The sequence below is a fragment of the Arthrobacter sp. Ms25 genome, assembly GCF_059090365.1.
The window spans coordinates 730,783-756,978 of record NZ_JBNHFP010000002.1 but is presented as its reverse complement, the minus strand read 5'-3'; the positions used below and the strand labels follow the sequence as shown (position 1 = coordinate 756,978).

At 67.6% G+C, this 26,196-nt stretch carries 24 protein-coding genes and 1 pseudogene; 5 read left to right on the top strand and 20 right to left on the bottom strand.

The window, feature by feature from the left end; genetic code table 11:
- Positions 1-443 precede the first annotated feature (443 nt).
- The 3 genes from tyrS to AC5RT8_RS08040 all read right to left on the bottom strand — a co-directional run bounded on the left by tyrS (position 444) and on the right by AC5RT8_RS08040 (position 4,753).
- Positions 444-1,769 (bottom strand): tyrosine--tRNA ligase, encoded by a 1,326-nt coding sequence (tyrS, locus tag AC5RT8_RS08050; RefSeq protein WP_494095175.1) that lies wholly within the window; start codon positions 1,767-1,769, stop codon positions 444-446.
- A gap of 13 nt (positions 1,770-1,782) precedes the next feature.
- The gene (locus AC5RT8_RS08045) at positions 1,783-4,044 is read right to left on the bottom strand and encodes a HelD family protein (protein WP_494095174.1); all 2,262 of its coding nucleotides are present in this window, start codon (positions 4,042-4,044) and stop codon (positions 1,783-1,785) included.
- 154 nt (positions 4,045-4,198) lie between these two features.
- The gene (locus tag AC5RT8_RS08040; RefSeq protein ID WP_494095173.1) at positions 4,199-4,753 is read right to left on the bottom strand and encodes an adenine phosphoribosyltransferase; all 555 of its coding nucleotides are present in this window, start codon (positions 4,751-4,753) and stop codon (positions 4,199-4,201) included.
- A 180-nt stretch (positions 4,754-4,933) separates the two neighbouring features.
- Between AC5RT8_RS08040 and AC5RT8_RS08035 the strand changes: the two genes are divergently transcribed.
- Positions 4,934-5,926 carry an aldo/keto reductase gene (locus AC5RT8_RS08035; RefSeq protein WP_494095172.1) on the top strand — a complete coding sequence of 331 codons (993 nt, stop codon included), beginning with the start codon at positions 4,934-4,936 and terminating at the stop codon, positions 5,924-5,926.
- Between the two features lie 58 nt (positions 5,927-5,984).
- Here AC5RT8_RS08035 and AC5RT8_RS08030 read toward each other — a convergent pair whose 3' ends face one another.
- The 13 genes and pseudogenes from AC5RT8_RS08030 to argC form a co-directional block, all read right to left on the bottom strand.
- Positions 5,985-6,650: a DNA-3-methyladenine glycosylase gene (locus AC5RT8_RS08030; RefSeq protein WP_494095171.1), complete on the bottom strand. Its 666-nt coding sequence runs from the start codon at positions 6,648-6,650 to the stop codon at positions 5,985-5,987.
- Between the two features lie 48 nt (positions 6,651-6,698).
- Positions 6,699-7,550, bottom strand: coding sequence for an SRPBCC domain-containing protein (locus AC5RT8_RS08025; protein WP_494095170.1), 852 nt, complete (start codon positions 7,548-7,550; stop codon positions 6,699-6,701).
- A gap of 86 nt (positions 7,551-7,636) precedes the next feature.
- Entirely contained in the window at positions 7,637-8,140 is a 504-nt protein-coding gene (locus AC5RT8_RS08020) for a hypothetical protein (protein ID WP_494095201.1), read from the bottom strand.
- A gap of 72 nt (positions 8,141-8,212) precedes the next feature.
- The gene (locus AC5RT8_RS08015; protein WP_494095200.1) at positions 8,213-8,284 is read right to left on the bottom strand and encodes a pyridoxine 5'-phosphate oxidase C-terminal domain-containing protein; all 72 of its coding nucleotides are present in this window, start codon (positions 8,282-8,284) and stop codon (positions 8,213-8,215) included.
- A gap of 104 nt (positions 8,285-8,388) precedes the next feature.
- Positions 8,389-8,733, bottom strand: a pseudogene (locus AC5RT8_RS08010) (pyridoxamine 5'-phosphate oxidase family protein); the annotation flags it as partial.
- A 100-nt stretch (positions 8,734-8,833) separates the two neighbouring features.
- Positions 8,834-10,291, bottom strand: coding sequence for an argininosuccinate lyase (gene argH / locus AC5RT8_RS08005; RefSeq protein WP_494095169.1), 1,458 nt, complete (start codon positions 10,289-10,291; stop codon positions 8,834-8,836).
- 4 nt (positions 10,292-10,295) lie between these two features.
- On the bottom strand, positions 10,296-11,504 hold the full coding sequence (locus AC5RT8_RS08000; RefSeq protein ID WP_494095168.1) for an argininosuccinate synthase: 1,209 nt from the start codon (positions 11,502-11,504) through the stop codon (positions 10,296-10,298).
- 89 nt (positions 11,505-11,593) lie between these two features.
- Positions 11,594-12,130, bottom strand: a complete 537-nt coding sequence (locus AC5RT8_RS07995) for an arginine repressor (protein WP_494095167.1) — start codon at positions 12,128-12,130, stop codon at positions 11,594-11,596.
- Positions 12,127-13,092, bottom strand: coding sequence for an ornithine carbamoyltransferase (argF, locus tag AC5RT8_RS07990; RefSeq protein ID WP_494095166.1), 966 nt, complete (start codon positions 13,090-13,092; stop codon positions 12,127-12,129). The genes AC5RT8_RS07995 and argF overlap by 4 nt, the downstream gene beginning before the upstream one ends.
- The gene (locus AC5RT8_RS07985; RefSeq protein ID WP_494095165.1) at positions 13,089-14,357 is read right to left on the bottom strand and encodes an acetylornithine transaminase; all 1,269 of its coding nucleotides are present in this window, start codon (positions 14,355-14,357) and stop codon (positions 13,089-13,091) included. Before AC5RT8_RS07985 ends, argF begins: the two co-directional genes overlap by 4 nt.
- Positions 14,350-15,276, bottom strand: coding sequence for an acetylglutamate kinase (gene argB / locus AC5RT8_RS07980; protein WP_494095164.1), 927 nt, complete (start codon positions 15,274-15,276; stop codon positions 14,350-14,352). Before argB ends, AC5RT8_RS07985 begins: the two co-directional genes overlap by 8 nt.
- A gap of 13 nt (positions 15,277-15,289) precedes the next feature.
- Complete coding sequence (argJ, locus tag AC5RT8_RS07975; RefSeq protein ID WP_494095163.1) at positions 15,290-16,501, bottom strand: bifunctional glutamate N-acetyltransferase/amino-acid acetyltransferase ArgJ; 1,212 nt, start codon at positions 16,499-16,501, stop codon at positions 15,290-15,292.
- On the bottom strand, positions 16,501-17,532 hold the full coding sequence (gene argC / locus AC5RT8_RS07970) for an N-acetyl-gamma-glutamyl-phosphate reductase (RefSeq protein ID WP_494095162.1): 1,032 nt from the start codon (positions 17,530-17,532) through the stop codon (positions 16,501-16,503). The genes argJ and argC overlap by 1 nt, the downstream gene beginning before the upstream one ends.
- Before the next feature lie 108 nt (positions 17,533-17,640).
- On the opposite strand from argC, the gene AC5RT8_RS07965 reads away from it, so the two are divergent.
- Together AC5RT8_RS07965 and AC5RT8_RS07960 are read left to right on the top strand one after the other, a co-directional pair.
- Positions 17,641-18,603, top strand: coding sequence for a quinone oxidoreductase family protein (locus tag AC5RT8_RS07965; RefSeq protein WP_494095161.1), 963 nt, complete (start codon positions 17,641-17,643; stop codon positions 18,601-18,603).
- Between the two features lie 53 nt (positions 18,604-18,656).
- Positions 18,657-19,466: an endo alpha-1,4 polygalactosaminidase gene (locus AC5RT8_RS07960; RefSeq protein WP_494095199.1), complete on the top strand. Its 810-nt coding sequence runs from the start codon at positions 18,657-18,659 to the stop codon at positions 19,464-19,466.
- A 43-nt stretch (positions 19,467-19,509) separates the two neighbouring features.
- Here the strand turns inward: AC5RT8_RS07960 and AC5RT8_RS07955 are convergent, their stop codons facing one another.
- The 3 genes from AC5RT8_RS07955 to pheS form a co-directional block, all read right to left on the bottom strand.
- Complete coding sequence (locus tag AC5RT8_RS07955) at positions 19,510-20,118, bottom strand: HAD family hydrolase (RefSeq protein WP_494095160.1); 609 nt, start codon at positions 20,116-20,118, stop codon at positions 19,510-19,512.
- A gap of 123 nt (positions 20,119-20,241) precedes the next feature.
- Positions 20,242-22,779 carry a phenylalanine--tRNA ligase subunit beta gene (pheT, locus tag AC5RT8_RS07950; RefSeq protein ID WP_494095159.1) on the bottom strand — a complete coding sequence of 846 codons (2,538 nt, stop codon included), beginning with the start codon at positions 22,777-22,779 and terminating at the stop codon, positions 20,242-20,244.
- On the bottom strand, positions 22,780-23,877 hold the full coding sequence (gene pheS / locus AC5RT8_RS07945; protein WP_494095158.1) for a phenylalanine--tRNA ligase subunit alpha: 1,098 nt from the start codon (positions 23,875-23,877) through the stop codon (positions 22,780-22,782).
- A gap of 103 nt (positions 23,878-23,980) precedes the next feature.
- Here pheS and AC5RT8_RS07940 point away from each other — a divergent pair, with 103 nt between their 5' ends.
- Complete coding sequence (locus AC5RT8_RS07940; protein ID WP_494095157.1) at positions 23,981-24,532, top strand: hypothetical protein; 552 nt, start codon at positions 23,981-23,983, stop codon at positions 24,530-24,532.
- Positions 24,533-24,571: 39 nt separating this feature from the next.
- Positions 24,572-25,702: an Rv2578c family radical SAM protein gene (locus tag AC5RT8_RS07935; protein ID WP_494095156.1), complete on the top strand. Its 1,131-nt coding sequence runs from the start codon at positions 24,572-24,574 to the stop codon at positions 25,700-25,702.
- On the opposite strand, the gene AC5RT8_RS07930 is transcribed toward AC5RT8_RS07935, so the two are convergent.
- Positions 25,699-26,178, bottom strand: coding sequence for a (deoxy)nucleoside triphosphate pyrophosphohydrolase (locus AC5RT8_RS07930; RefSeq protein WP_494095155.1), 480 nt, complete (start codon positions 26,176-26,178; stop codon positions 25,699-25,701). The two genes, AC5RT8_RS07935 and AC5RT8_RS07930, sit on opposite strands and share 4 nt — an antisense overlap.
- Positions 26,179-26,196: the final 18 nt, after the last annotated feature.

The following is a 26,196-nucleotide window of genomic DNA, read 5'->3' as shown; positions in this document are numbered from 1 at the left end:
TTTCCTTTTCTTCTTCGCTGCAATGTTTTTATATCTTATTCCATTCCGGCGTTTTCCGCAATTCCCGGATCATCCCTTATCGGGACTCCCTGGAAAGGGTTCCACCGCCGTTCCGGACCCAGCATCAACCGCAGTCTTCCCTGCCGGCCCGTGAAGGGCACGCATCAGCTGGACTGAAGATTTTTGGTGGGTTTGGCCGCCATGCTTCGGGCGCTTTTCCAGCGTCCCGGCCGCGGCGACTCCCATAACTTTACACACCCGCTCCGGTCCTTGCAAACCGGTTCGAGGTGATCCGCCGCACAGGCTTCCGCCCCCTCCTACAGGGCCGGCAGGCTCGCCGTTGTCCGGCGAGACCTGCCCCAAGTCCTGCGGGTCCGGCCGAAGCCGTCCCCTTTGCTTCCCCGGAGTTCTTCCCGAAGGATCGCTCGAAAGAAGCATTAAAACTATACGGCGGAGACCTCGACGCTCGCAAGCGTCCGCTTGCCCCGGCGGAGTACCAGGAACCGGCCGTGCAGCAGGTCCTTGGACTCCATCACTGCGTCGGCATCGGTGACCTTGACGTTGTTCACGTAGGCACCGCCCTCGGCCACGGTCCGGCGTGCGTCGGACTTGGTCTTGGCCAGCTTCGACGCGACGAGCAGGTCGATGATGCCCAGGGAATCCGGGGCTACCACTGCTGCGGGCAGCTGTTCCGTCGCGGCTTTCAAGGTTGCTTCGTCGAGTTCGGCCAGGTCCCCCTGCCCGAACAATGCGGCGGAAGCAGCAATCGCCTTGTCGGTTGCCTCGGTTCCGTGGATCAGCGACGTCACATCGTAGGCCAGGGCCCGCTGCGCCTCGCGCCGATGCGGTGCTTCCTTCACCGCAAGCGCCAGCTCTTCAATCCGTGCCCGGCTCATGAAGGTAAAGACCTTGAGCCGGTCCACCACATCGTTATCGGAGGTGTTGAGCCAGAACTGGTACATGGCGTACGGGCTGGTCATGCTGCCGTCCAGCCAGACCGCGTTGCCCTCGCTCTTGCCGAACTTGGTGCCGTCGCTGTTGGTGATCAGCGGAGTACCCAGTGCGTGGACCGTCTTGCCCTCTACCTTGCGCACCAGCTCGGTGCCGCTGGTGAGGTTGCCCCATTGATCGGAACCGCCGGTCTCCAGCACACAGTTGTACTGGCGGTGCAGCTCGAGGTAATCCATGCCCTGCAGGACCTGGTAGCTGAACTCCGCGTAGCTGATGCCCTCATCGGAGTTCAGGCGCGAGGAAACGATTTCCTTCTTGATCATGGTGCCGACCCGGAAGTGCTTGCCGATGTCCCGCAGGAAATCGATGGCGCTCATCGGGGCGGTCCAGTCCAGGTTGTTCACCATGCGGGCGGCATTGGGCCCCTGGAAGCTGAGGAAGCGCTGCACCTGTCCCTGGAGGTAGCCGACCCACTCGCCAACGGTTTCCTTGGTGTTCATGGTGCGTTCCGCCGTCGGACGGGGATCACCCACCAGCCCGGTGGAGCCGCCGACCAGGGCGAGGGGCCGGTGGCCGGCAAGCTGAAGGCGCCGCATGGTGATCAGCTGCACCAGGTTGCCCAGGTGCAGGCTCGGCGCCGTCGGGTCGAAGCCGCAGTAATACGTGATCGGTCCCCCGGCGAGAAGCTTTTCCAGTTCCGCCTCATCCGTGGAGACGTGCACAAGGCCACGCCACTTCAGTTCCTGCCAGATGTTGGCAAAGGAGGAATCATTCTGCTGGGCGTCGAGGCCCCCGGGGTTCACGATGTTGTCTGACACGCTTTCTAAATTATCAGTCTTCGGGAATGCCTGCCGGGATGCCGTGCGCAGCGATCAGCCGCAGCCGCTGCGTGGGACGGGTCATCGCCACGTACAGGTCGCCCACCTTGCCGGCAGCTGCCGTGAGCAGTTCGGACGGTTCCAGGATCACGACGCCGTCGAACTCCAGGCCTTTCGCCTCCCGCGGCGAGGTCACCACGATGTCCTGCTCCACACCGCCGGCACCGGAGCCCACGCGCGCACCGTACACCTCAACCAGCGCACGGCGGACCGCGGAAAGCCGGTGGTCTTCGGCAATGATCGCCAGCAGACCGCCGTCGAGCGCGTCCAGGTCCTCCGGCAGGGTGTCCAGCAGGCGCTGGATCAGGCCGTCCTCGGGCACCTCGTCGATGAACGGCGCCCAGCGGCCCTCGCGCACCGCCTTCGGGGCGGACACCACGAGGCCGGCAGCGTTGGCCATGCGAACCGCGGCCTCGGCTATCTGCGCCGGCGTGCGGTAGTTCACGGTGAGCTCTTCGAGCGTCCACCGCTCCCCCACGAACGGATCCAGCGCCGCCTGCCAGGAGGTTGCCCCGGCAGCCGAGCTGGTCTGGGCAATGTCGCCCACCACGGTGAAGGACTTCAGCGGGCAGCGGCGCATCAGCAGGCGCCACTGCATGGCGGACAGTTCCTGCGCTTCATCGACGACGATGTGCCCGAAGGCCCAGGTGCGGTCGACGGCGGCACGGTCGGCAGCGGTCAGGCGCTGCTCCCCCACCGCGTTGTGGTCGGCGAGGTCTTCAGCGGAAAGGATGCCATGGGCTCCGGAGTCCTCGAGGAAGCCTTCGGTGTTGGCGATGGCGCTTTCGGCATTGGCAAGGTCACGCTTGCGCTGTTCCTCACGGAGGGCGTTTTCCCGGCCGGCGGAAGCGTCCAGCTCGCCGAGCAGTTCGGCCGCTTCGTCCAGCAGCGGTACATCGGCTTCGGTCCACGGCGCGCCGGCGCTGCGGCGCAGCAGGTCCAGTTCCGCGTCGGTCAGTTCCGGTGCGGCCGCTTCCAGGTGTCCGGGCTTGCTGAACAGCTCGGTGATGAGCTTTTCCGGGGTGAGCGGCATCCAGCAGAGGTTCAGGGCCACCCGCACGTCGCGGGCGCTGCGGACATCCTCGGCAAGATAGGCCCGGTCGGTGCTGTTTCCCGCTCCGGCCGATTCCTCCAGCTGTTCGGTCATCTGCTCCGTCAGTTCGCGCAGCAGGATCTTTACGAAGGTGACCCGGGCTTCATTGTGGGGCTTGCCGGTGGCACGCGCCTTGTCACGGGCCCGCTGGACCTGTTTGGGCGTCAAGGTCAGGATGGTGCCCTCGACGTTCAGCTTCCGCGGCTCGCGCGGCAGGCGCTGCCGGTTGGCAACCGCCCGGGCGACGACGTCGGCCATGTACAGCCGGCCCTTGACCTCGGCGGTTGCCGGGTCTTCCTCGTGGGTGGCGGTGATGCCGGGCATCAACTGCCCCAGGCTGGACATGACGACGCCGGTCTCGCCCAGGGAAGGCAGCACGCGTTCGATGTAGCGGATGAAGGCGTTGGAGGGCCCCACCAGCAGAACGCCGGCGGACTTCAGCCGTTCGCGGTGCGTGTACAGCAGGTACGCGGCGCGGTGCAGCGCGACGGCGGTCTTGCCGGTACCGGGTCCTCCCTGGACCACCAGCGTGCCGGACAGCGGGGCCCGGATGATGCGGTCCTGCTCTGCCTGGATGGTGCCGACGATGTCGGACATCTGCCCGGTCCGCTTGGAGTTCAACGCTGCAAGCAGCGCGCCCTCGCCCTGGAGGGCTTCGCCTTCCTCGAGCATGGAGTAGTCCAGCACGTCGTCCTCAATGGCCTGCACGTCGCGGCCTTTCAGGATGAGGTGCCGGCGGCGTCGAACCCCCTGGCGCTCGAAGGCAGTGGCCTGATAAAAGGTTCCGGCTTCCGGGGCACGCCAGTCGACCATCAGCCGCTGCAGCTCCGCGGTCGAAAGGCCGATGCGGCCGATGTAGCGTTCTTCGCCGTCGTCGAGGTCCAGGCGGCCGAAAACGAGCCGGTCATCGACCGCATTCAGCTGCGCCAGGCGGTCCTCGTACATGGTGGCAAAGGCGTCGCGCTCGGAGCGGTTCTGGTGGGATCCGGAGGCATGGCTGCGCCGGATCGCGGCGAGTTGGTCCCGCTTTTCCTCACGCAGCTCATCGAGGCGCGCGTACAGTCCCGCGACGTACTGACGCTCGTGTTCCAGCTCGTTGGAAGCTGAAGGTGTTTCAGGCATGTTCGAGTTCCCTCTCGCAAAGGCAGAGCGTCAATCTTACAGTGCATTTGGACTTTTGCAGGTCACTAATGTATGCGGTTTATCTCTCAGCTGCTGCCTGCGGGGACAAGCGTGTCGCGCACCGGCCGACGCCGCCCCGCGGAAAGGGCGGAGCCTAGTACCGGACCAGCGCGGTCACGGGGGTGTCTCCGAGGCGGTCCCGGCCGCCGAGATCGCCCAGTTCCAGCACGACGCCGAATCCGGTCACTTCGGCGCCGGCCTTGCGGATCAGGCGGGCGGCAGCGCCGAGTGTCCCGCCGGTGGCGAGGACATCGTCGAGAATCAGGACCCGCGAGCCAACGGGCATGTCGTCGCGGTGCAGTTCCAGGGCGCCCTCGCCGTACTCCAGGGAATAGCTCTCCGAGAACACCTCGCGCGGCAGCTTCCCCGGCTTGCGTACGGTGATGACGCCCTTGCCGGAAGCGTAGGCAGCGGCGGCGGCCAGGAGGAACCCGCGGGCTTCCACTCCTGCGACGAAGTCGAACTGTCCCTCAAACGGGGCAATCAGGGCATCCACAACGCCGCGGAGGGCGTGTCCGTCTGCGAAGACCGGGGTCAGGTCCCGGAAGACGACGCCGGGCTTGGGGTAATCGGGGATTACAGCGCCCAGGCGTTCGATGGCTTGTTCAATGGGCTCGTTGTTAACCGGTTCTGCCGGGGCATCTTTCACCCGTCTACCTTACCCGTTCCACCCGGTGCGGCCGGAGCCGGGCGGACCGCTGTGGCGCTTATCTCGCGGCCATATCCGGCCGCACACAGGAATAAAGGGCGTTTAAAGGCGGTTGCCGCCAGATGACGGGCTCCTCACCGGGCCCGGGTTTTTTGAATATGAAGTCAAGGATTGGAACATATGTCTAACCTGCATGAAGTGCTCAAGAACAAGATCGGATTCGGCACAGCCCCGCTGGGAAACATGTTCCGGGATATTCCCCAGGACGAAGCGTTGGCAACGGTTGAAGCCGCATGGAACGCGGGCATCCGTTACTTCGACACCGCCCCGTTTTACGGCGCCGGCCTCGCGGAATCCCGCCTGGGTGAGGTCATCTCCCGGCATAACCGCGATGAGTACGTGTTGAGCACCAAAGTGGGACGGCTGATCCTGGATGAAGAAGAGGAAAAGGGCGAAGGCCTCTTCAACCATGGACGCTCGAACAAGATCGCCACGGATTACACGGCCGACGCCACGCTGCGCTCCATCGAGGAGAGCCTGAACCGGTTGAAGACCGACCGCCTGGACTTTGTGTTCATCCATGACACCTCCCGGGACTTCCTCGGTGATGAGTGGGTGGCCAAGTTCAATGAGGCGCGAACCGGTGCGTTCCGGGTCCTCGCCCGACTGCAGGAAGAGGGCGTCATCAACGGCTGGGGCCTCGGCGTGAACACCACTGAGCCCATCGAGCTGGCCATGGACATGGACGAGGCCGCACCGACCATGAGCCTTTCCGCCACCCAGTACACGCTGCTGCAGCACGACCGCGCCCTGCAGCGCATGATGCCCGCCGCGCAGGAGAAGGGCGTGGGCATCGTCGTTGGCGGTCCTTTCAACTCCGGCGCCCTGCTGGGCGGCGACCACTTCGACTACGGAGACATCCCCCCGGCGATCAAGCAGAAGATCGCCGCCATGACCGAGATCGCCGGCCGGCACGACGTGAGCCTGAAGGCTGCTGCCCTGCAGTTCTCCACCGCCCACCCCGCCGTGGCTGCCGTCATTCCGGGTTCCAGCCGGCCCGAACGCGTCTCCGAGGATATCGCCGCGATGAAGGCCGACATCCCGGGTGCCTTCTGGGATGAGCTGCTCGAGCGGAAGCTCATTTCCGCGCAGGCTCCGCTCCCGCGCTCCTAGTCAGGGCTTAGCAGAACGGCGTTCCGGGTGGCAGCCACCTGGAGCGCCGTTCTGCGTTTCACGGCCGGAGGGCGGCGGCCCCGGGTGTGCCCGCCGCGGCCGCCGGACGGCGCTTCGGCTGGGCAGGACGGTACTTGGACACGGTGGGATCCCCGGTGAGCCAGTACCGCCAGGGATACTCATCGGTCCCGCCGGGGCCGCTCACCCCCACCCGGGGCCCGGTGGAGATGAGGTCCGCACTCACCGGTTCGGCGGGCAGCGCCAGATGCAGGGGGTGCGCGAACACGTCAGCCCCGTCCAGCGGCCGGGAAATCCCCAACGCCTGGGCAAGGCGTGCCGGACCGCGTGCCAGGTCGAGCAGGTTGCGCGGATTTCCGCGCCGCACCGCTGCAATGTCGGCTCCCTCGACGATTTCCCCGGCACGGAGCAGCAGCCCGGTGGCGTCGCCGTCCGTTCCGCAGACGATGTTGGCGCAGTAGTGCATGCCATAAGTGAAGTACACGTACAGGTGCCCCGCCGGCCCGAACATGGTGGCGTTCCGTGCGGTCTGGCCCCGGAACGCGTGGGAGCCGGGATCCGCGTTCCCCATGTAGGCCTCCACCTCGGTGATCCGCACACTGACACGTTCGCCATCAAAGTCGTGGGTCAGGACCGCGCCCAGCAGCCGGGGTGCCGCGGCGGTGGCCGGGACGGCAAGACGTTCTCGTTCACTCGCAAAAGCCATACTCCGACGGTAGCAAGCTTCGGCGGGCAGGTTTTTCCGGCATGGTGCTCAGCCTGGGGCGGCGCCGTAGAACTCCTTCAGCGCGGCCAGCCGCCGCGAGCTCGGGTGCCAGGGGTTTCCGGAAACGTGGTCACCGGCAGCGTCCAGTGCCTGGTGCCACACGGCGAGCTGGGCGGATGCCTCGGCTGCAGCATTGTTTCGGCCTTCCACGGGTTGCCGTACGAGGACGCGCGTTCGCCCGTCTTCCTCCGTGATGTCGACGGAAGCGTCAGAACCGATTCCGAGTTCCGACGTCGCACGATCCAGCGCACTGCCGACGTCGCGGGCCGCTGCCGCGTACCACCGTTCGAAGACAATCCCGGCCGCCTCCAGGTGTCCCATCGTGGGCGAGACGCCGAATTTCCCGGAGTAGGCGTCCCGGAGCGCCCGCCAGTGGTCCATGGACACCCTGGTGGGTTCCCGTCCTGCGGCGACGTCGTCGAACACCTCCAGGATCCCCTGCCACCCGGCCGCGCCTTCGCTGAGGAAGTCCGCACTGTCCTCGTGCGCGCGGAACTGCAGCAGTGCACCGTCGGCGGTTTCCAGCACCTGCCAGTCGAGGACGGACTCGTCGCCCAGCGGATCTTCCCAGGTGAACTGCAGGCTCAGCCCGGGACTCATCTGCAGCACCGTTCCGGTGACCTCCGTGGCCCCCATGTCCAGGCGGTATTCCCTGCCGAGCTGCCATTCGGGACTGACCGTGCCGAGCCACCGGGCCACTTTGTCCCCGCGGGTCAACACGTCCCAGATATGTCCTGCGGGGAAATCGAACCGACGTTCGAAGACCAGCGTGTAGCCGTCGGGGCGGCGCTCGATCCTGCCGGTGGGAATGGGTGCATTGACGGGGCTGGACTCGGTCATGGCGCGTCCTCCTGGGGTTTTTCCAAGGGTAGCTGCGGCGGGCGTGCCCAGTGAAGGCGGTCTCTCTTCACCTGGCGGGATCCTGCTTACGGTTCGTCCTCGTCCTCATGGTCCTGCGGGGCAAGTTCCGTGATGACTAGCCGGTCTCCGCTGTAGTCGAGGATCCACTCGTATCTTTGTCTCCAGGTTCCGCGGGAGGTCAACCGTTCCTTCGAGCCGGGGCCTGCCGGCACCGACCATTCAGTGCTCCAACCCGCCTGCAACGCGGATAAAGCCGTCTCCACGCAGGGAAACACGCGCATTCGAACCTTGTATTCGTGCCGTTCCAGCGCGTGCTCGACCGGCCACAGCCCGAAGGGGACCAGCAGGCAGGCGCCCAGGAGGTATCCGGCCGGCTCCATGACCGCATCGGGGAGCAGGGGTTCCAGCAGCAGGAGCAGCAACAGGGGCAGGAGCATCCCCCAGAGCAGGAGCATCGCCCAGCGCACCCCGTGAAGCGCTGAGCGGGCTCGGTTGAGCCGGCGCACTTCCGGCCCGCTGACCTGTGTTGTACGCAGCGTCGGTTGCTCTGCCTCCGAATTTCCGGCCATGCGTAGAGGCTACGCGGCCGGAGAAAATTGTCCCGCCGCATACGCATGCCTGGCTCAGGCCCTGCCAACAGCTCAGAAATGCATCCGGTGACGGATGTGATGCCGGTCGGCACGGGCCTGCCAGAATTCGATCTCCCGCGGCATGAGCGCGTAGAGCTGCCACGCCGGGTTCGGTTGCCGTCCGCCGCCGGCCGCGCGTCCCAGTCCGCAGCAGATGCTTCGGCCGACAGTTCGACGACGGCCCCGGCCACCCGGATCTGGCGGCCCAGTTCCGGCCAGTAGAAGTTCATGGCGGCATTCGGATTACGGGCCAGTTCCCCGCCTTTGCGCGAGGTGCGGGCCGTGGCGAACTGCCACCCGCCGTCGTCGTCGAGGTCCTTGAGGATGAGCATCCGGGAGGAAACATGCCCGTCCGGGTCCGCGGTCGCGAGGGAAAATGCATGCGGCTGGCGTACTCCCGCGGCCAGCGCCCCGGAGAGCCACTGGCGGAAAAGCTCGGCGGGATCCCGCGGGGCTGCGGACGGATCAAAGGAGGGAAGGTCCGCGGGGAAATCCGGCAGGGACCGCAGCCGGGCCCGGAAGGCATCACTCATGGCGCCAGCGTAGCGGGGTAACGGTGCTCCGTACCCCGCGGCACGAAAAGACGGACCCCGGCGGGCATCCCGCCGGGGTCCGTCATAGGTAGGGGCAGGGTCAGCCCACGTAGGAGCGCACGTCCCCGAGCTGGCGGACCAGCTCCGCCAGCTGCAGTTCCACCGCGGACCGGGCTGTACCGCCCTGGGAGCTGCGGCTTGCCAGCGAACCTTCGGTACTGAGGACGGTGCGCACCTCCGGAGTCAGGTGCGGGGAAATCCCGGCATAGTCCTCGTCGGTCAGGTCCTCCAGTTCGACGCCGCGGCCCTCGGCCAGCTGGACGGCGGCACCGGAAAGTTCGTGCGCTTCGCGGAAGGGCACGCCCTGACGGACCAGCCATTCGGCAATATCGGTGGCCAGGGCAAAGCCCTGCGGGGCCAGGGCCTGCATCCGCTCGGTATTGAACGTCAGGGTCGCGATCATGCCGGAGACGGCCGGAAGCAGGACTTCGAGGGTGTCGGCGGCGTCGAACACCGGCTCCTTGTCTTCCTGCAGGTCGCGGTTGTACGCCAGCGGCAGGCCCTTGAGCGTGGCCAGCAGCCCCGTCAGGTCTCCGATGAGCCGGCCGGCCTTGCCGCGGGCCAGTTCAGCCACGTCCGGGTTCTTCTTCTGCGGCATGATCGACGACCCGGTCGAGAAGGCATCGTCCAGGGTCACGAAGGAAAACTCCTTGGTGGCCCAGATGATGATTTCCTCGCTGATCCGGGACAGGTCCACGCCGATCATCGCCGCAACCCAGGAGAACTCGGCGTACACGTCGCGGGAGGCGGTGCCGTCAATCGAGTTCCACACGGCGGAGTCGAACCCCAGGTCCGCCGCCACGGCGTTCGGGTCAAGGCCCAGCGACGAGCCGGCCAAGGCGCCGGAACCGTAGGGCGACACGGCTGCACGCTTATCCCAGTCAACCAGCCGCTGCACATCGCGCAGCAGGGCCCAGGCATGGGCCAGCAGGTGGTGGCTGAGCAGCACCGGCTGTGCATGCTGCAGATGCGTCCGCCCGGGCATGGCGACCCCGAGGTGCTTTTCGGCCTGCTCCACCAGGGCATCCACCGTGGCCAGGACGCCGGCGGCAATGATCCGTGCATGGTCGCGCAGGTACATCCGGCCCAGGGTGGCGATCTGGTCATTGCGGGACCGGCCGGCGCGCAGCTTGCCGCCCAGCCGGGCACCGGCACGCTCAATCAGTCCCCGTTCCAGGGACCCGTGCACATCCTCGTCGGACGCGGCCGGGACGTACGCGCCGGACTTCACGTCGGCGTCGAGCCGGTCCAGGGCCTCGAGCATGCCCTCCAGCTCGGCGTCGTCGAGCAGGCCCGCCTTGTGCAGCACCCGGGCGTGCGCCCGGGAGCCGGCGATGTCGTAGCCGGCAAGCCGCCAGTCGAAGTGGGTGGACTTGCTCAGCTCGGCAAGGGCGTCTGCGGGGCCGCCGGCGAACCGGCCGCCCCACAGGGCACCTTGGACGGTTGAACCGGAGGTCCCGGTACCCGCTGCTTCTTCTGGCGACTTGCCGTGGCTCATGTGCTTACTTACCTTCTGCTAGGCGCTGGTCGCGGCCGGAGGCCACCTTGGAGGACATCCCGAACAGCTCGATGAAGCCGCGGGCCATGGACTGGTCGAAGCTGTCGCCGGTGTCGTAGGTGGCTAGGTTGAAGTCATACAGGGATGACTCGGAGCGGCGGCCGGTGACTACCGGACGGCCGGCGTCGAGGGTCATGCGGATGTCGCCGGAGACGTACTTCTGGGTGTCGCCGATGAAGGCGTCCAGGGACTGCTTCAGCGGGGAGAACCACTGGCCGTCATAGACCAGCTCGGTCCAGCGCTGGCCGACCGTCTTCTTGAACCGGGCCTGCTCGCGCTCGACGGTGACGTTTTCCAGTTCGCGGTGCGCTGCCATCAGGGCCATGGCACCGGGTGCTTCGTAGATTTCGCGGCTCTTGATGCCTACGAGGCGGTCTTCGACAATGTCGATCCGGCCGATGCCCTGGGCACCGGCGCGGCGGTTCATTTCCTCGATGGCCTGCAGCGGAGTGACGGGCTTGCCGTCAATGGCCACCGGTACGCCCTCCTTGAAGGTGATGACGACCTCATCCGGACCGGCGGCCGACGCCGGGTCGGAGGTGTACTCGTAGACGTCCGGGGTGGGGCCGTTCCAGATGTCTTCGAGGAAGCCGGTCTCCACGGCCCGTCCCCAGACGTTGGCGTCGATGGAGAAGGGGTTCTTCTTGGTGGTGACGATCGGCAGGTTCTTCTCCTCGGCAAAGGCGATGGCCTTGTCGCGGGTCAGGGCCAGGTCGCGGACCGGGGCGATGCACTTCAGGTCCGGGCCCAGGGTCTGGATGCCGACTTCGAAGCGCACCTGGTCGTTGCCCTTACCGGTGCAGCCGTGGGAAACCGTGGTGGCGCCGAACTGGCGGGCCGCTGCCACGAGGTGCTTGACGATCACGGGGCGGGACAGCGCCGAGACCAGCGGGTAGGCATCCATGTAGAGGGCATTGGCCTGCAGCGCGGGCATGCAGTACTCGGCGGCGAATTCCTCGCGGGCGTCGGCCACGTAGGCCTCCACCGCACCGCAGTCCAGGGCTCGCTGGCGGATGGTTTCCAGGGACTCGCCGCCCTGCCCTACGTCCACGGCAACGGCAATAACTTCAGCACCGGTTGCCTCGGCAATCCAGCCGATGGCCACTGACGTATCCAGGCCACCGGAATAGGCCAGAACAATACGTTCGCTCACGGATTTCGCTCCTCTTGCATTGGTTGCGGCCCTAGGGGGGCCGCTGGTTGGTTCAGGATGAAAGTCTTGGTTTTCGGGCCGGGACCGGGTTACAGGATCCGGCTTTCGGGTGCCGAGCCGTTGTTGGTGGCTTCGTCGGCGATCCGCAGGAAACGGGCCGCCAGGTCGGCGCCCCCTTCGGGGTCCCGCGTCACCATCATCACGGTGTCGTCTCCGGCGAGGGTGCCCAGGACCGACGGCAGCACGGAGTGGTCGATCGCCAGGGCCAGGAAGTTCGCGGCTCCGGGCGGGGTGCGCAGCACCACGATGTTCGCGGATGCTTCGGCGGTGACCAGCAGCTCCCCGCAGAGCCGGGCCAGCCGGGCATCCAGGACTTCCTGGGTGACTCCGGACTTGGGTGCCCGCTCCCCGCCTTCTGACGGGACGGCGTAGACCAGGGCGCCGTCCTTGCCGCGCATGCGCACCGCTCCCAGTTCCACCAGGTCGCGCGAGAGGGTCGCCTGCGTGACCTGCACGCCGTCGTCGGCCAGCAGTGCCGCGAGTTCGGCCTGGGAACGGACCGACAGGCCGGTCAGCAGGGAGCGGATGCGCGCCTGGCGCGCCGTCTTGGTTGCCGGCATGGTCATGCCCGTGCCTCCGGTACTCCCGTAAGGCCGGACTGCGCCATGAGCCAGACCATCAGCGCTTTCTGCGCATGCAGCCGGTTCTCCGCTTCGTCCCACACTACGGACTGCGGCCCGTCCAGCACCTCGGCGGAGATTTCGTAGCCGCGGTAGGCGGGCAGGCAGTGCAGGACGACGGCGTCTTCCGCGGCCTGCGCCATGGCGTCGGCGTCCACGGTGTAGCTGCGGAACAGCTCCTGCCGGGCGGCCTTTTCGGCTTCCTGGCCCATGGATACCCAGGTATCGGTGGCGACGACGTCGGCTCCGGTGACCGCTTCGACGGCGTCGGTGGTGATGGTGACCGAGCCGCCGGTCTCTTCGGCCCGGGCGGCCGCGGCGTCGACAATCTTCGGATCGGGCAGGTAGCCCAGCGGGCCGGCCACCCGGACGTGCATCCCGGCCGTCACGCCGGCGAGCAGGTAGGAGTTGGCCATGTTGTTGGCGCAGTCACCCAGGTAGGCCAGGGTGAGGCCGGCGAGCGTTCCCTTGTGCTCGCGGATGGTCATCAGGTCGGCCAGGAGCTGGCAGGGGTGGTAGTCGTCCGAGAGCGCGTTGATGACCGGGACCGAGGAGTTGGCGGCCATTTCCTCCAGGCCGGACTGGGCGTAGGTCCGCCAGACAATGGTGGACACCATGCGTTCGAGCACCTTGGTGGTGTCCGCGACGCTCTCCTTGTGTCCGAGCTGGGACTCCCCCGCGCCGATGATCAGCGGCACGCCGCCCAGGTCGGCGATGCCGGCCGCGAAGGACACCCGGGTGCGGGTGGAGGTCTTGTCGAAGATGACGGCAACCGTTTTGCGGCCGGTCGACTCTCCGGCGAACGGCTGGTGTTTGTAGCGGTCCTTCTTGAGCGCATCGGCCAGATCCAGGACTTCGGCCTGTTCCGCCTGCGTGAGGTCCGTGTCGACCAGGAAATGACGGGTCATGGTTTTCCTTCAGTGGTTGTACCGGTAAGCGTGGCGGCTGCTGTGGCCAGGATGCCGGGCAGGGCACCCAGGAAGGTGCCGGCCTGTTCCGCCGTGAGGATCAGCGGCGGGGCGAGCCGCAGCGTTGCCGGGCCGGTGCTGTTGATGATGTACCCGGCGTCCAGTGCGGCGGCGACCGCCGCCGGGGCAATCTCCTCGACCAGGTCGATGCCGATGAGGAAGCCTTCGCCGCGGATTTCGGCCACTGCGTCCAGGCCTGCCAGTTCCCGGCGCAGGTAGTCCCCGGTGGCCTGCACGTTGGCGAGCAGCTCCTGGGATTCCAGGACGGAGAGGGTGGCCAGCGCGGCTGCGGCCGCAACGGGGTTCCCGCCGAAGGTGGTTCCGTGCATCCCTGCCGCGAGCAGCCCGGATACCGTGTCGCCGAAGGTGATCATCGCCCCGACGGGGATTCCTCCGCCCAGGCCCTTGGCCAGGGTCATGGCATCGGGAAGGACGCCTTCGGAGGCGAACCACGTGCCGGTCCGGCCGATTCCGGTCTGCACCTCGTCCATCACCAGCAGCGCGCCGGCGGCCCGGGTCGCGTCGCGGGCAGCCTGCAGGTAGCCCTCCGGCAGCATCCGCACCCCGGCCTCGCCCTGGATCGGTTCCAGGAAAACCGCGGCCACGGTTTCGTCCACGGCGGCCAGCAGCGCGTCGATGTCGCCGAACGGAAGGTGCTCGACGCCGCCGGGCAGCGGTTCGAAGGGTTCGCGGTAGGCCGGTTTGGCCGTGAGGGCCAGTGCTCCCATGGTCCGGCCGTGGAAGGCGCCGTCCAGGGCCAGGATCCGGGTGCGTCCGGCGGCGGGGTCGGCATTCCTCCGGGCCAGCTTGAAGGCGGCTTCATTGGCCTCGGCACCGGAGTTCGCGAAGAACACCTTTGAGCCCTCCGGTGCGCCGGCCAGCGCGAGCAGGCGTTCGGCCAGCTGCACCTGTGCCGGGCTGGTGAAGAAGTTGGAAACATGGCCGAGGGTGGCGAGCTGCTCGGACACGGCCGCCACGAGGGCGGGGTGCGCGTGGCCGAGGGCGTTCACGGCAATGCCGCCGAGCAGATCGAGGTACTGCTTCCCGTCGGCGTCTTCCACGTAGCAGCCGCTGCCGCGCACCAGGGCCCGCTGCGGGGCACCGAAGACGCCCATCAGGGAGGAGCCGTAGCGGTCCAGCCAGCTCTGCTGCGCGTCTGCCTCGGCGGTTACGGGCGCGGCGTCCCGGGCCTGAAGGTTATTCATGGTTGCCCTCCGGTATGACCTGCGTGCCGATTCCGGCCGCGGTGAAAATTTCCAGCAGCATGGAGTGCGCCATCCGGCCGTCGACGACGGCGGCGCGGTCCACGCCGCCGTCCACCGCGGCCAGGCACGCCTGCATCTTGGGGATCATGCCCGCTTCCAGGCCGGGCAGCATGGCCCGCAGTTCGGCGGTGGTCAGGGACGAGATCAGGGAGGATGTGTCCGGCCAGTCCCGGTAAAGGCCCTCCACGTCGGTGAGCACCACCAGCCGCGAAGCGCCCAGCGCCACGGCCAGGGCGGAGGCGGCCGTGTCGGCGTTGACGTTGAGCACCTGGCCGGTGGTCCCGCCGTCGGCGTCCACCTCGGGCGCCACGGTGCTGATGACCGGGATCCGTCCGGCGGCAATAATGTCCAGGATGGCGCCGGGGTTCACGCCCACCACTTCCCCGACCAGGCCGAGGTCCAGTTCCTCGCCGTCGACCGTGACACCGGTCCGGACGGCCTCCAGCAGGCCGCCGTCCTCGCCGGAAAGTCCTACGGCGTAGGGGCCGTGCGCATTGACCAGCCCTACGAGTTCACGGCCAACCTGCCCGGTCAGGACCATCCGTACGGCATCCATGGCCTCGGGGGTGGTCACGCGCAGCCCGCCGCGGAATTCCGAGGCAATACCGAGCCTGTCCAGCATGGCGCTGATCTGCGGACCGCCGCCGTGGACCACCACGGGGTGCACGCCGGCATGGTGGAGGAACACGATGTCATCGGCAAACGCCCGCCGCAGGTCCTCGTTGACCATGGCGTTGCCGCCGTACTTGATGACCATGGTGGTGCCGGCGAAGCGCTGGATCCAGGGCAGCGCCTCGATGAGCGTCTGTGCCTTGTCCTGTGCCCGCAGCCGTTCGCCGGCCGCTGCTGGTGTACTCATGCCTGTCCCCCGGTCAGCTGCTGTACGCAGAGTTCTCGTGGACGTAATCCGTGGTGAGATCGTTCGTCCAGATGGTGGCGCTTTCGGTGCCGGCGTGGAGGTCGATTTCCACGGTGACGGCGCGCGGTGCCAGGTCCACGTCCTCGCGGGGGTCGCCGATCCCGCCGTCCCGGCAGACCTGCACTCCGTTGATCGTGACGTCGATCCGGTCCGGTTCGAACGCCGCGTCGGTGGTACCGACCGCGGAGAGCACCCGTCCCCAGTTCGGGTCGTTGCCGAAGATCGCGGTTTTGAACAGATTGGAACGGGCGACGGCGCGCGAAGCCGTTTCGGCGTCGGCTACCGTGGCGGCGTTGACCGTGGTGATGGCGATGTCGTGGCTGGCACCCTCGGCGTCCGTGATGAGCTGCTGTGCCAGCGAGTGGCAGACTTCGGTGAGTCCGCCGGTGAAGTCATCCGCGCCGGGCTCGGCGCCCGAGGCTCCGGACGCCAGCAGGATGACGGTGTCGTTCGTGGACATGCAGCCGTCCGAATCGGTGCGGTCGAACGTCACCGCTGTTGCCGCCCGCAGGGCCGCGTCCAGGGCAGGTGCCGGGAGATCAGCGTCAGTAGTCAGGACCACCAGCATCGTCGCGAGCCCCGGGGCCAGCATTCCGGCGCCCTTGGCCATCCCGCCGATCCGATACGTCCGGCCGGAGCTGTCCGTACCGGTGAAGAGCGCCTGCTTGGCGACGGTGTCCGTGGTCATGATGGCATGGGCGGCGTCGGCGCCGGCGCCGGCGGAGAGTGCGTTGGCGGCGGCCTCCACGGCAGGCAGCAGCTTGTCCATCGGCAGCTGGACGCCGATCAGGCCGGTGGAGCAGACCAGGACGTCCGCAGCACCGAGGCCCAGCAGCTCGGCGGTTTTTTCGGCGGTGGCGTGGGTGTTGCGGAATCCCTCGCTGCCGGTGCACGCGTTGGCGCCGCCGGAGTTCAGCACCACGGCGTCGGCCCGGCCGTCGGACACCGCCTGCCGCGACCACTGCACCGGCGCGGCTGCCACCCGGTTACGGGTAAAGACAGCGGCTGCGGCCTTCGACGGACCGTCGTTGACCACCAGGGCGACGTCGCGCCCCCCGGAATTCTTCAGGCCTGCGGCCACTCCGGCAGCCCGGAAGCCCGCCGGAGCGGTGATGCCGGTGATGCCGGCAGCGATGGTCGAATCGGTTGGTGATTGGGCACTCATTAGGGTGCCACCCCCTGGTGGGTCAGTCCCGCGGTCTCATCCAGGCCGAGGGCAATGTTCATGGACTGCACGGCGCCGCCGGCAGTTCCCTTGTTGAGGTTGTCAATGACGCAGCTGACGATCACCCGGCGGGCATGGGCGTCGTAGGCCAGCTGCAGCACGGCATAGTTGGAGCCGACCACCATCTTGGTGCCGGGCCATTGGCCCTCCGGCAGCACCCGGACGAAATGCTCGGAGGCGTACGCCGATTCCCACGCGCTGCGCAGCGCTGCAGGGTCAACGCCGGGGCGGACCTTCGCGGTGGCCGTGGTCAGGATCCCGCGGGCCATCGGCGCCAGCGTCGGCGTAAAGGATACGGCCACGGGCTCGCCGGCGGCAGCGGACAGGCCCTGCTCGATCTCCGGGGTGTGCCGGTGGCTGCCGCCCACACCGTACGGGCTCATGCCGCCCAGGACTTCCGAGCCGAGCAGGTGCGGTTTGGCGGCCTTCCCGGCACCGGATGTGCCGGAGGCGGACACAATGACAACGTCGTCAGGTTCCAGCAGTCCGGCGGCAAACCCGGGAGTCAGGGCGAGCAGGGAGCTGGTGGGGTAGCAGCCAGGCACGGCTATCCGGCGGGCGCCCTTGAGCCGGTCCCGGTGGCCGGGCAGCTCAGGCAGCCCGTACGGCCAGGTGCCCGCGTGCGGGGAGCCGTAGAACTTTTCCCATGCCGCGGGGTCTTCGAGCCGGTGGTCGGCGCCGGCGTCGATCACCAGGGTGTCCGGATCCAGCTGAGCCGCGATCCCGGCGCTGGCGCCGTGCGGCAGAGCGAGGAAAACGACGTCGTGTCCTGCAAGCGCCTCTACCGTCGTGTCCGCCAGGACCTGGTCGGCGAGGGAATGCAGGTGCGGCTGGAGCTCCCCCAGCCGGGTGCCGGCATTGCTGTGGGCCGTAATGGCACCGATGGATACCTCGGGGTGGCCCGCCAGCAGGCGCAGCACCTCGCCCCCGGCATAGCCGCTGGCGCCCGAGACTGCTACGGAAATCGTCATGCCCCCACCCTACAGCACACTTATGCACTCTCTCCAATAATTATGCAAACCGTATGATAGGGACCACATCGAACCTGCACGCCCACCGTAAGCAAGAGAGGTCATGCCATGCACAAAGCCATTGTCGTCCCGGAGTCGGGCGGACCGGAAATCCTGCGCTACGAAGACGTTGAACTGCCACAGCCCGGTCCGCGCCAGGTGCTCGTCAAGGTGGCCGCGGCAGGCGTGAACTTTATCGATACCTATAAGCGCAGCGGCATTTATCCGGTGTCACATCCCTTCATACCCGGTGCGGAGGCGGCCGGAACCGTAGTGTCCGCCGGACTTGAGTCCGGCTTCCGGGAAGGCGACCGCGTGGCCACGGCCGAGGGCGGCGGCGCCTATGCCGAGTACATGCTGATGGACGCGGACGTGGCTCTTCCGGTGCCCGCCGGCCTCCGGGACGAGACCGTGGCGGCACTGCTGCTCCAGGGCATCACCGCACACTACTTGTGCAATTCCACCTTCCCGGTGCAGGAGGGACAGGATGTGCTGGTCCATGCCGGGGCCGGCGGAGTCGGACTCCTGCTGATCCAGCTGCTCAAGGCCAAGGGCGCAACGGTGATCACCACCGTGTCCACCGAGGAGAAGGAGCAGCTGGCCCGGGGCGCCGGCGCCGACCATGTGCTGCGCTATGACGGTTTCACCGGGCAGGTGCGGGCCCTCACCGGCGGGCAGGGTGTGGATGTGGTGTACGACGGCGTCGGCAGGGCAACCTTTGACGGCTCGCTCGCCAGCCTGCGCACCCGCGGCATGCTGGTGCTCTTCGGGGCCTCGTCCGGACCGGTCCCGCCCTTCGATATCCAGCGGCTGAATTCCTCCGGTTCGCTGTTCCTGACCAGGCCTACCATCGCGCATTACCTGCTCACGCCCGAAGAACGCCAGTGGCGGGCACGCGAGCTTTTCGACGCGGTTCTGGCCGGCACCCTGGACGTGCGGATCGGACAGACGTATCCGCTGGCGGAGGCAGCCCGGGCGCACACGGACCTGGAGGGACGGAAGACCACCGGAAAGGTACTCCTGGTTCCCTGATGCGGAAAAACCGGCGAAGGTTCGGAAGCCCCGCACGGAAGCCCTCCGTGCTGATGCTGGTGCTGCTCCTCGTCACAGCAGTGTCTGCCTGCGCTCCTGGAGACAGCATTACTCCCGCGGACAGCAGTGCTCCCGCTACCGATGTATCGTCCGGGCCCGGCGCCCCGCTGTGGCTGCCCCAGCCCGGCTCCACCTGGCAATGGCAGCTCAGCGGCACCCTGGACCTGGGCGTGAACGCCCAGATTTACGACGTCGATTATGAAACCACCGACAGTGGGGACATAGCCGCGCTCCAACAGGCAGGCCGGAGGACCATCTGCTACCTCTCGGCCGGGACATGGGAAGACTTCCGCAGCGACGCCGGCACGTTTCGGCAGGAGGTCCGCGGAAGCACCATGGACGGCTGGCCGGACGAGCAGTGGCTCGACATCCGGCAAATGGACCTTCTCCTGCCGATCATGGCAGCACGGATGGACACGTGTGCGGCGAAGGGCTTTGACGCAGTGGAGCCGGACAACCTCGACGGGTATGTCAACGACACCGGGTTTCCGCTTACCGCCGGGGACCAGCTTGCCTACAACCGGGCGGTTGCGGAGCTGGCACACTCCCGCGGTTTGTCCGTGGCGCTCAAAAACGACGTCGACCAGATTCCCGAATTGGTGGAGACCTTTGACTTCGCCGTCAACGAGGAATGCATGCGGTATGAAGAGTGCGGCCGGTACAAGCCGTTCACCGACGCGGGCAAGGCCGTCCTGCATGTCGAATACGAAGGAACCCTGGACTTCTGCGCCGAGGCACGGCAGCACGGTCTTTCCTCCATGGTGAAACCCTTGGATCTCGGAGCCCCGAGGCAGCCCTGCTGACGCGCGGAGAACGACGGACGGGCAGCACCGGGGACGCTACCCATCACCCGGGCCCGGCAAGCTCCGCCCGAAGGTCGATCCCGCCGGTGTGCAGGACCGTCCGGAACCCCAGGGCCCGGGCCGCTGCGATGTTCTGCGGGTTGTCGTCGATGAAGACGATCTCTTCCGGCGCTGAGCCAAGGTCCCCGACCACGCGCTCGAAGATCCTCCGGTCCGGCTTCACCAGGCCCATCTGCCCGCTGAAGTACAGCTTCTCGAAGTAGCGCGCCCAGGGCGACCCGGCGGCATACCTGCGAGACATGCCCGCCGGCATGTTGGAGAGCAGGGCGAGGCGGGCCCCCTCGGCGTGCAGCTCCCCCAGCACCTCCATCGTCCGCGGGTTCAGGCGGGACCATTGCGCTGCGTCCAGTTCCTCCAGGGTTTCCACCTCGTCCGGGCCGGGGTCCCGGCCCAGCACGCTGGCCCAGTACTGCGCCGGGGTCAGCCGGCCGGCGTCGAAATCCTCGCGCCTAGCCCAGTACGGGCTCGTTCCGGCCTCCAGGCTCCGGCGGCCGGTGGCGTGTTCCAGCAGGTGCCAGTCCTCCGGGGCAGGAGCGGCGGAAATCACCATGCCGTAGTCGAAGAGGTACCAGGAGGTGCCGCGGGATGTCATCGCCACAGCTTAGCGGCCGGCGTGTATGCGGGCAGCCGTTTGCGGTCCGGTTCACCGGAAGGAGCCCTTAACGGCAGCAGCCCCCGCCGGATTGCGGCGGGGGCTGCTGATGGCTGGATTACCCTACCGCTGCACGGCGCCGAAACGTTCGGCAGCGAGGGCGACGGCGGCGGCACGTGCCTCGGAGGCTTCGTCGGCGGTCAGCGTCCGGTCCGGGGCGCGGAAACGCAGCGCGAAGGCCAGCGACTTATGCCCGGGCTCGATGCCGGATCCCGCGTACACGTCGAACAGGGCCACGTCTTCGAGCAGTTCCCCGGCGCCCTCGCGCAGCGCCTCGCGGACCTGCTCGGCGGGAACGTCCTCAGCCACCACCAGGGCCACGTCCTGCGTGGAGATGGGGAAGCTGGAGATGGGACGGGCCACAATGACGTCGGGGGCGGCGTCGAAGACCGCATCCACGTTCAGCTCCGCGGCCACCGTGCGGGCGGGCAGATCCCGTTCGGCCAGCAGCTTCGGGTGCAGTTCGCCGGCGTAGCCCACGGTCTCGCCGCTGCGCAGCGCAATGCGAGCGGTGCGGCCGGGGTGGAATGCCTGGTGGGCCCCCTGTTCCACCACCAGTTCCACGCCGAGGACGTCGCCCATCAGCCGGGCGAAGTCGATGGCGTCTGCCCAGTCCCAGGCGCGCGGAGTGCTGCCGGCGCCGGGAGCGGACTCGTGGCCGGTGAGGACTACGCCCACGTGCAGCGGCTGGTCCGGGATGCCGGCGTACAGCTCGTCCAGGACCTCATCGGACGGCTTTACGCCCAGCGGCGGGATGCTTTCCGTGCCGAGGTGCTCACCGGGCAGGAAGACCGTACCGGACTCAAACAGGGCCAGGTCGCGGAAACCGCGGGACATGTTGCGCTTGGCCACCTCGAACAGGCCCGGCAGCACCGAGGTGCGCAGGTAGCCGTATTCGGCGCTGAGCGGGTTGGCCAGCTTCAGTGCCTGCACGTTTCCCTCCGGTGCGCCGAAGGCGGCGTTGTCCGCCTCCGTCACGAACGGATAGGCCAGCACCTCGGTGAGGCCGGCCGCGGCCAGGGATGACATCAGACGGCGGCGCTGCTGCTGCAGACGCGTCAGGCCGCGCCCGGGAGGCGCGACCGGGAGGGTGGAGGGAATCTTGTCGTAGCCCACCAGGCGGATGATTTCCTCGGTGAGGTCTTCACGTGTCTCCAGGTCCGTGCGCCAGCTCGGCGGCGTGACGAGGTAGCCGCCGTCGGTCTTCTCCACGGCAGCACCCAGATCCTCCAGGCTCCCGGTGATCTGGGACTCCGTGAACTCCAGGCCGATCAGCTGCGCGGGGAAGTCTGCGGGCAGCTCGATGCGGCGCGGTTCGGGTACGGTTCCGACGTCGGTGATGGACTCATCGGCGGTGCCGCCGGCGAGTTCCGCCAGCAGGTCCACCGCACGCTGCGCAGCGACGTCGGCCACGTCCGGGTCCACGCCGCGCTCGAAGCGCTTGGACGCCTCGGAGGGCAGCTTATGCCGGCGGCGGGAGCGGGCGATGCTGACCTCTTCGAAATGCGCGGCTTCGATGAGGACGTTCTGCGTGCCGTCGCCCACCTCGGTGGCGGCTCCGCCCATGACGCCGGCGATGCCGATGGCACCGGAGCCGTCCGTGATCAGCAGGTCCTCCGGGGAGAGCCGGCGTTCCTTCTCATCCAGGGTCTTCAGCGTCTCGCCCTCGGCCGCGCGGCGGACCACGATCTCGCCGGTGAGCTTATCCAGGTCGTAGAAGTGCAGCGGCTGGCCGAGCTCAAGCATGACGTAGTTGGAAATGTCGACCACCAGCGAGATGGACCGCATGCCGGCCAGACGCAGGCGCGAGGACATCCACGGCGGGGTGGGCCGGGACGTATCCACACCGCGGACCGTGCGTGCCACGAACCGGTCGCAGCCGGGCTTGCCGTAGATGGGCGCGGCGTCGTCGACCCGGACCGGGTAACCCTTGCCGTCGGCGGCGGGAACGACGACGGCGGCGGCCGGGTCGGTGAACTTGGTGCCGGTGGCGTGCGCGTATTCGCGGGCGGCGCCGCGGATGGAGAAGACGTAGCCGCGGTCCGGAGTGACGTTGATTTCCGCTGCCTGGTCATACAGGCCAAGCAGCTCCATGGCATCGGTGCCCACTTCGGGGTCCAGGCCAAGAGTGGAGAGCACCAGGATGCCGTCGTGGTCATCGCCGATACCCAGTTCACGCACGGAGGCGATCATGCCGGCGGAGACGTGGCCGTAGGTCTTGCGCGGGCTGATCCGGAAATCGCCGGGCAGCACGGCGCCGGGCAGGGTCACGACAACCTTGTCCCCGACCTTGAAGTTGTGCGCGCCGCAGACAATGCCCTGCACGCCGGAGGGCTCGATGCCCTTGCCGGTCAGGGTCTGTTCGGTACCTTCGGGCACCACGCGGACGGAGCACCAGTTGATGGTCTTGCCGTTGCTCTGCGGTTCCGGTTCCATGCTGAGCACCTGGCCCACCACAATCGGACCCTGCAGCTCGTCGGAGGGACGGTGCACGTCTTCTTCTTCAAGACCTACGCGTACGAGGTCTTCCATCACGTCTTCGGCGGTTGCATCCGCCGGTACCTGGGCATACTCGCGCAGCCAGGAAAGTGGGATTCTCACTTAGATCTCCATCCCGAAGTGTTCGCTGAAACGTACGTCGCCTTCGATCATTTCGTGCATGTCCGAAACCTCGTTGCGGAACATGAGGGCACGGTCAATGCCCATGCCGAAAGCAAAACCTGAATAGACCTCGGGGTCGATCCCTGCGGCGCGGAGCACGTTGGGGTTGACCATGCCGCAGCCGCCCCACTCGATCCAGCGCGGGCCGCCCTTGGCGCCCGGGTGCCAGATGTCCAGCTCGGCGCTGGGTTCGGTGAACGGGAAGTAGTTCGGCCGCAGTCGCACCTTCGCCTCGTCGCCGAAGAGCACACGGGTGAAGTGCTCCAGGGTGCCGACCAGGTCGGCCATGGTCAGGCCCTTGTCCACCGCCAGCCCCTCGAACTGGTGGAACACCGGAGTGTGCGTTGCATCCAGTTCGTCGGTGCGGAAGACCTTGCCCGGGCACAGTACGTAGATCGGCAGGTCCCGTTCGAGCATGGAACGGACCTGGACCGGGGAGGTGTGCGTGCGCATCACCAGGTGCGCCTCGGGCGGCTCGACGAAGAAGGTGTCCTGCATTTCGCGGGCAGGGTGGTCCGGCTTGAAGTTCAGGGCGTCAAAGTTGAACCACTCGGATTCCACCTCGGGGCCTTCGGCGATTTCCCAGCCCATGCCCACGAACACGTCCGCCACCCGGTCCTGCAGGGTGGAAATGGGGTGCCGGCCGCCGATGCGGCGGCGGCGCGGGGCTGCGGTGACGTCTACGGCTTCCTCTACAAGGATCCGGGCATCACGCTCCGCCTCGAGCTCAACGGTGCGGGCGGCGAGCGCGGAGTTGATCCGGCCGCGGGCCGGGCCCACCAGCTTGCCGGCGGCGGCCTTCTGGTCCTTGGGGAGCTTGCCGATGGTCCGGTTCGCGAGGCTCAGCGGCGACTTCTCGCCAGTGACGGCAATCCGGACCTCCTTGAGCCCGTTCAGGTCCGCGGCAGCGGCAATGGCGGCGAGCGCCTGCTCGACCGCTCCGGCTATGGCGGCTTCATCCAGCGGATTCGGCGGCTCGGGCAGGGCGCCCTCAGGGGAAGTATCTGGGGAACCGGTCCCCGGTGTGGAGTTAGACATGTACTGTTCTTACCTGTTTCCGGCCCTAGTTGGGTTCTGGCTTATCATTGCAAGTCTAGTAGACGCACCCAGCAGGGCCGTCATACTGCCGCAGGGAGGTGCCATGCCGTCCGTACCCACCGTTCTCCGTCCGCGCAGGCTTCAGAACGCCGCCCCCGGCCGCAGCGGAATCCCGTCCCGGCTGCCCTCCCCCGCGGCACGTCCGCACTCCCCGCGTGCGGTGTCCATCCGGCGCTGGCTCAACCTGCTGAACCTTTCCACCCCTGCAGGTGTGCTGCTGGCACGCGCGACCGGATGCACCCTTACCGCGGGGCCGCAGAAAACCACCCTTGCCGGGGATTATCCGCTGCCCCTTCCCCGGGCGGCCGCCTTCACCGTGGGCAACGTGGTCCTCTACCGTTCCTCTTCGGCCCGCCGCATCCACGCACCGGACAGCCCGCTGCTGCGGCACGAGATCCGCCACAGCTCCCAGTACGCGCTTCTGGGCCCTTTCTTCCTGCCGGCATACTTCGCCGCTTCGGCCCTCTCGCATGCCGCCACCGGGGATCCGGCGTCGGCCAATCCGTTTGAACGGCTGGCCGGACTGCGTGACGGAGGCTACCGGCCCGCGGGGCCACGGACTCCCGGGCAGGGCCTCCGCGGCCGCCGCACATAACCCCTCCCCCATCATTCGAACATATGTTCTAATGGGGGAATGAGGTGGCAAGGTCAGGAACTGAAGGCAACTCCCCAACACGGCGGCGAGGCCACCGGCAGGGGCCATTCCGGCACGGACACCAACCCGGGAGGGCCACCCACCGGCGCGGCGCTGCCCCTACCGGCCGGCACCATGGATCCCCTCATCCCGCTGCAGGGCCTGGTCCGCTCCGTGCGCACTCCGGACTTTGCCGGAGTGACCTTCCACGAAGTGGCCGCGAAATCGGTGCTGAACAAGGTCGGCGGGGGCTCCAACATGCCGTTCGAATGGACCGTAAACCCCTACCGCGGCTGCAGCCATGCCTGTGTGTACTGCTTCGCCCGCAAAACCCACACCTACCTGGACCTGGACAGCGGGGCGGACTTCGACAGCCAGCTGGTGGTCAAGGTCAATGCCGCCGAGGTCCTGCGCCGGGAACTCGCCCGCCCTTCCTGGCAGCACGCCCACGTGGCGATGGGCACCAACACCGACCCGTACCAGCGGGCAGAGGGCCGCTACAAGCTCATGCCGGGGATCATCCGGGCGCTCGCCGACAGCGGCACTCCCTTCTCCATCCTGACCAAGGGCACCCTGCTGGCCAGGGACATCCCGCTCCTGAAGGAAGCCTCCGCCCAGACGGAGATCGGAATGGGGATTTCGCTGGCCCTGGTGGATCCGGAACTGGCCAAGCTGGCAGAACCGGGAACCCCCACCCCAAAAGCACGGCTGGAGCTGATCAGCCGGCTGCGGGACGCCGGCCTGCCGTGTTCGGTCATGGCCATGCCGATCCTGCCGTGGCTGACGGACGGCGACGAATCCCTGGACGCCCTTTTCTCGGCGCTGGCATCGGCCGGAGCCACGGGGGTCACGGCGGGCGCCCTGCATCTGCGGCCCGGGGCACGGGAGTGGTACCTGGAGTTCATTGCCCGGAATTACCCCGCTTTGTCCGGCAAGTACGCCCGGCTGTACGGCAAGGGGACCTACGCGTCCAAGGAATACCGCGACTGGCTGGCCGGGAGGATCCGGTTCTTCAAGGCCAAGTACGGCTTCACCGGCGGTGCACGGTTCCTGCGCCCGGCGTCGCAGGGACCCGCCGCAGCGGAACCGACGGCCGCCGCACCCACGGTCGGCCAGGAGGCATTGTTCTAGCGTCCTGCGTGGACCGCTTTCCGTAGCGCGGTGACGATCGGCAGGTCGGCCGGTATCCAGGCCAGCTCCATCAGCGCGCTTTCGGTGAGATCCACCCAGCGAAGCTCGTCGTGGTCCTGCAGGGGCTCGGGGGTTCCGCCGGTGACTTCGGCCAGCCACACCCGCATCGCCGCGGAGCTGTTGAGCGGCCAGCCCTGCTCGGACGGTCCCCGCACTTCATCCCCCAGCTCGACCCGGATGCCCAGTTCTTCGGCCAGCTCGCGGTGCAGCGCCTGGACGCTGCCTTCCCCGGGCTCCACCTTCCCGCCCGGAAACTCCCACAATCCGGCGAGCGCTTCGGGAGCGCTCCGGCGTGCTGCCAGGAGCTTCGAGGGCCGGACCAGGGAATCCAGGATCGCGGCACCCACCACCTGCACGCTGGGCGATGAACGGGGAACTACGGTAGCGGCAGGGTCGGAGGTTTCGGGTGTATTCACACATCGAGCCTAACCGGT

Excerpts from the sequence above, each read along its gene's own strand:
- AC5RT8_RS08045 (WP_494095174.1), bottom strand. The coding sequence starts at position 4,044 with ATGCCTGAAACACCTTCAGCTTCCAACGAGCTGGAACACGAGCGTCAG.
- AC5RT8_RS08035 (WP_494095172.1), top strand. The coding sequence starts at position 4,934 with ATGTCTAACCTGCATGAAGTGCTCAAGAACAAGATCGGATTCGGCACA.
- AC5RT8_RS08030 (WP_494095171.1), bottom strand. The coding sequence starts at position 6,650 with ATGGCTTTTGCGAGTGAACGAGAACGTCTTGCCGTCCCGGCCACCGCC.
- AC5RT8_RS08025 (WP_494095170.1), bottom strand. The coding sequence starts at position 7,550 with ATGACCGAGTCCAGCCCCGTCAATGCACCCATTCCCACCGGCAGGATC.
- AC5RT8_RS08020 (WP_494095201.1), bottom strand. The coding sequence starts at position 8,140 with ATGGCCGGAAATTCGGAGGCAGAGCAACCGACGCTGCGTACAACACAG.
- argH (WP_494095169.1), bottom strand. The coding sequence starts at position 10,291 with ATGAGCCACGGCAAGTCGCCAGAAGAAGCAGCGGGTACCGGGACCTCC.
- AC5RT8_RS07995 (WP_494095167.1), bottom strand. The coding sequence starts at position 12,130 with ATGACCATGCCGGCAACCAAGACGGCGCGCCAGGCGCGCATCCGCTCC.
- argF (WP_494095166.1), bottom strand. The coding sequence starts at position 13,092 with ATGACCCGTCATTTCCTGGTCGACACGGACCTCACGCAGGCGGAACAG.
- AC5RT8_RS07985 (WP_494095165.1), bottom strand. The coding sequence starts at position 14,357 with ATGAATAACCTTCAGGCCCGGGACGCCGCGCCCGTAACCGCCGAGGCA.
- argB (WP_494095164.1), bottom strand. The coding sequence starts at position 15,276 with ATGAGTACACCAGCAGCGGCCGGCGAACGGCTGCGGGCACAGGACAAG.
- argJ (WP_494095163.1), bottom strand. The coding sequence starts at position 16,501 with ATGAGTGCCCAATCACCAACCGATTCGACCATCGCTGCCGGCATCACC.
- argC (WP_494095162.1), bottom strand. The coding sequence starts at position 17,532 with ATGACGATTTCCGTAGCAGTCTCGGGCGCCAGCGGCTATGCCGGGGGC.
- AC5RT8_RS07965 (WP_494095161.1), top strand. The coding sequence starts at position 17,641 with ATGCACAAAGCCATTGTCGTCCCGGAGTCGGGCGGACCGGAAATCCTG.
- AC5RT8_RS07960 (WP_494095199.1), top strand. The coding sequence starts at position 18,657 with ATGCTGGTGCTGCTCCTCGTCACAGCAGTGTCTGCCTGCGCTCCTGGA.
- AC5RT8_RS07955 (WP_494095160.1), bottom strand. The coding sequence starts at position 20,118 with ATGACATCCCGCGGCACCTCCTGGTACCTCTTCGACTACGGCATGGTG.
- pheS (WP_494095158.1), bottom strand. The coding sequence starts at position 23,877 with ATGTCTAACTCCACACCGGGGACCGGTTCCCCAGATACTTCCCCTGAG.
- AC5RT8_RS07940 (WP_494095157.1), top strand. The coding sequence starts at position 23,981 with ATGCCGTCCGTACCCACCGTTCTCCGTCCGCGCAGGCTTCAGAACGCC.
- AC5RT8_RS07935 (WP_494095156.1), top strand. The coding sequence starts at position 24,572 with ATGAGGTGGCAAGGTCAGGAACTGAAGGCAACTCCCCAACACGGCGGC.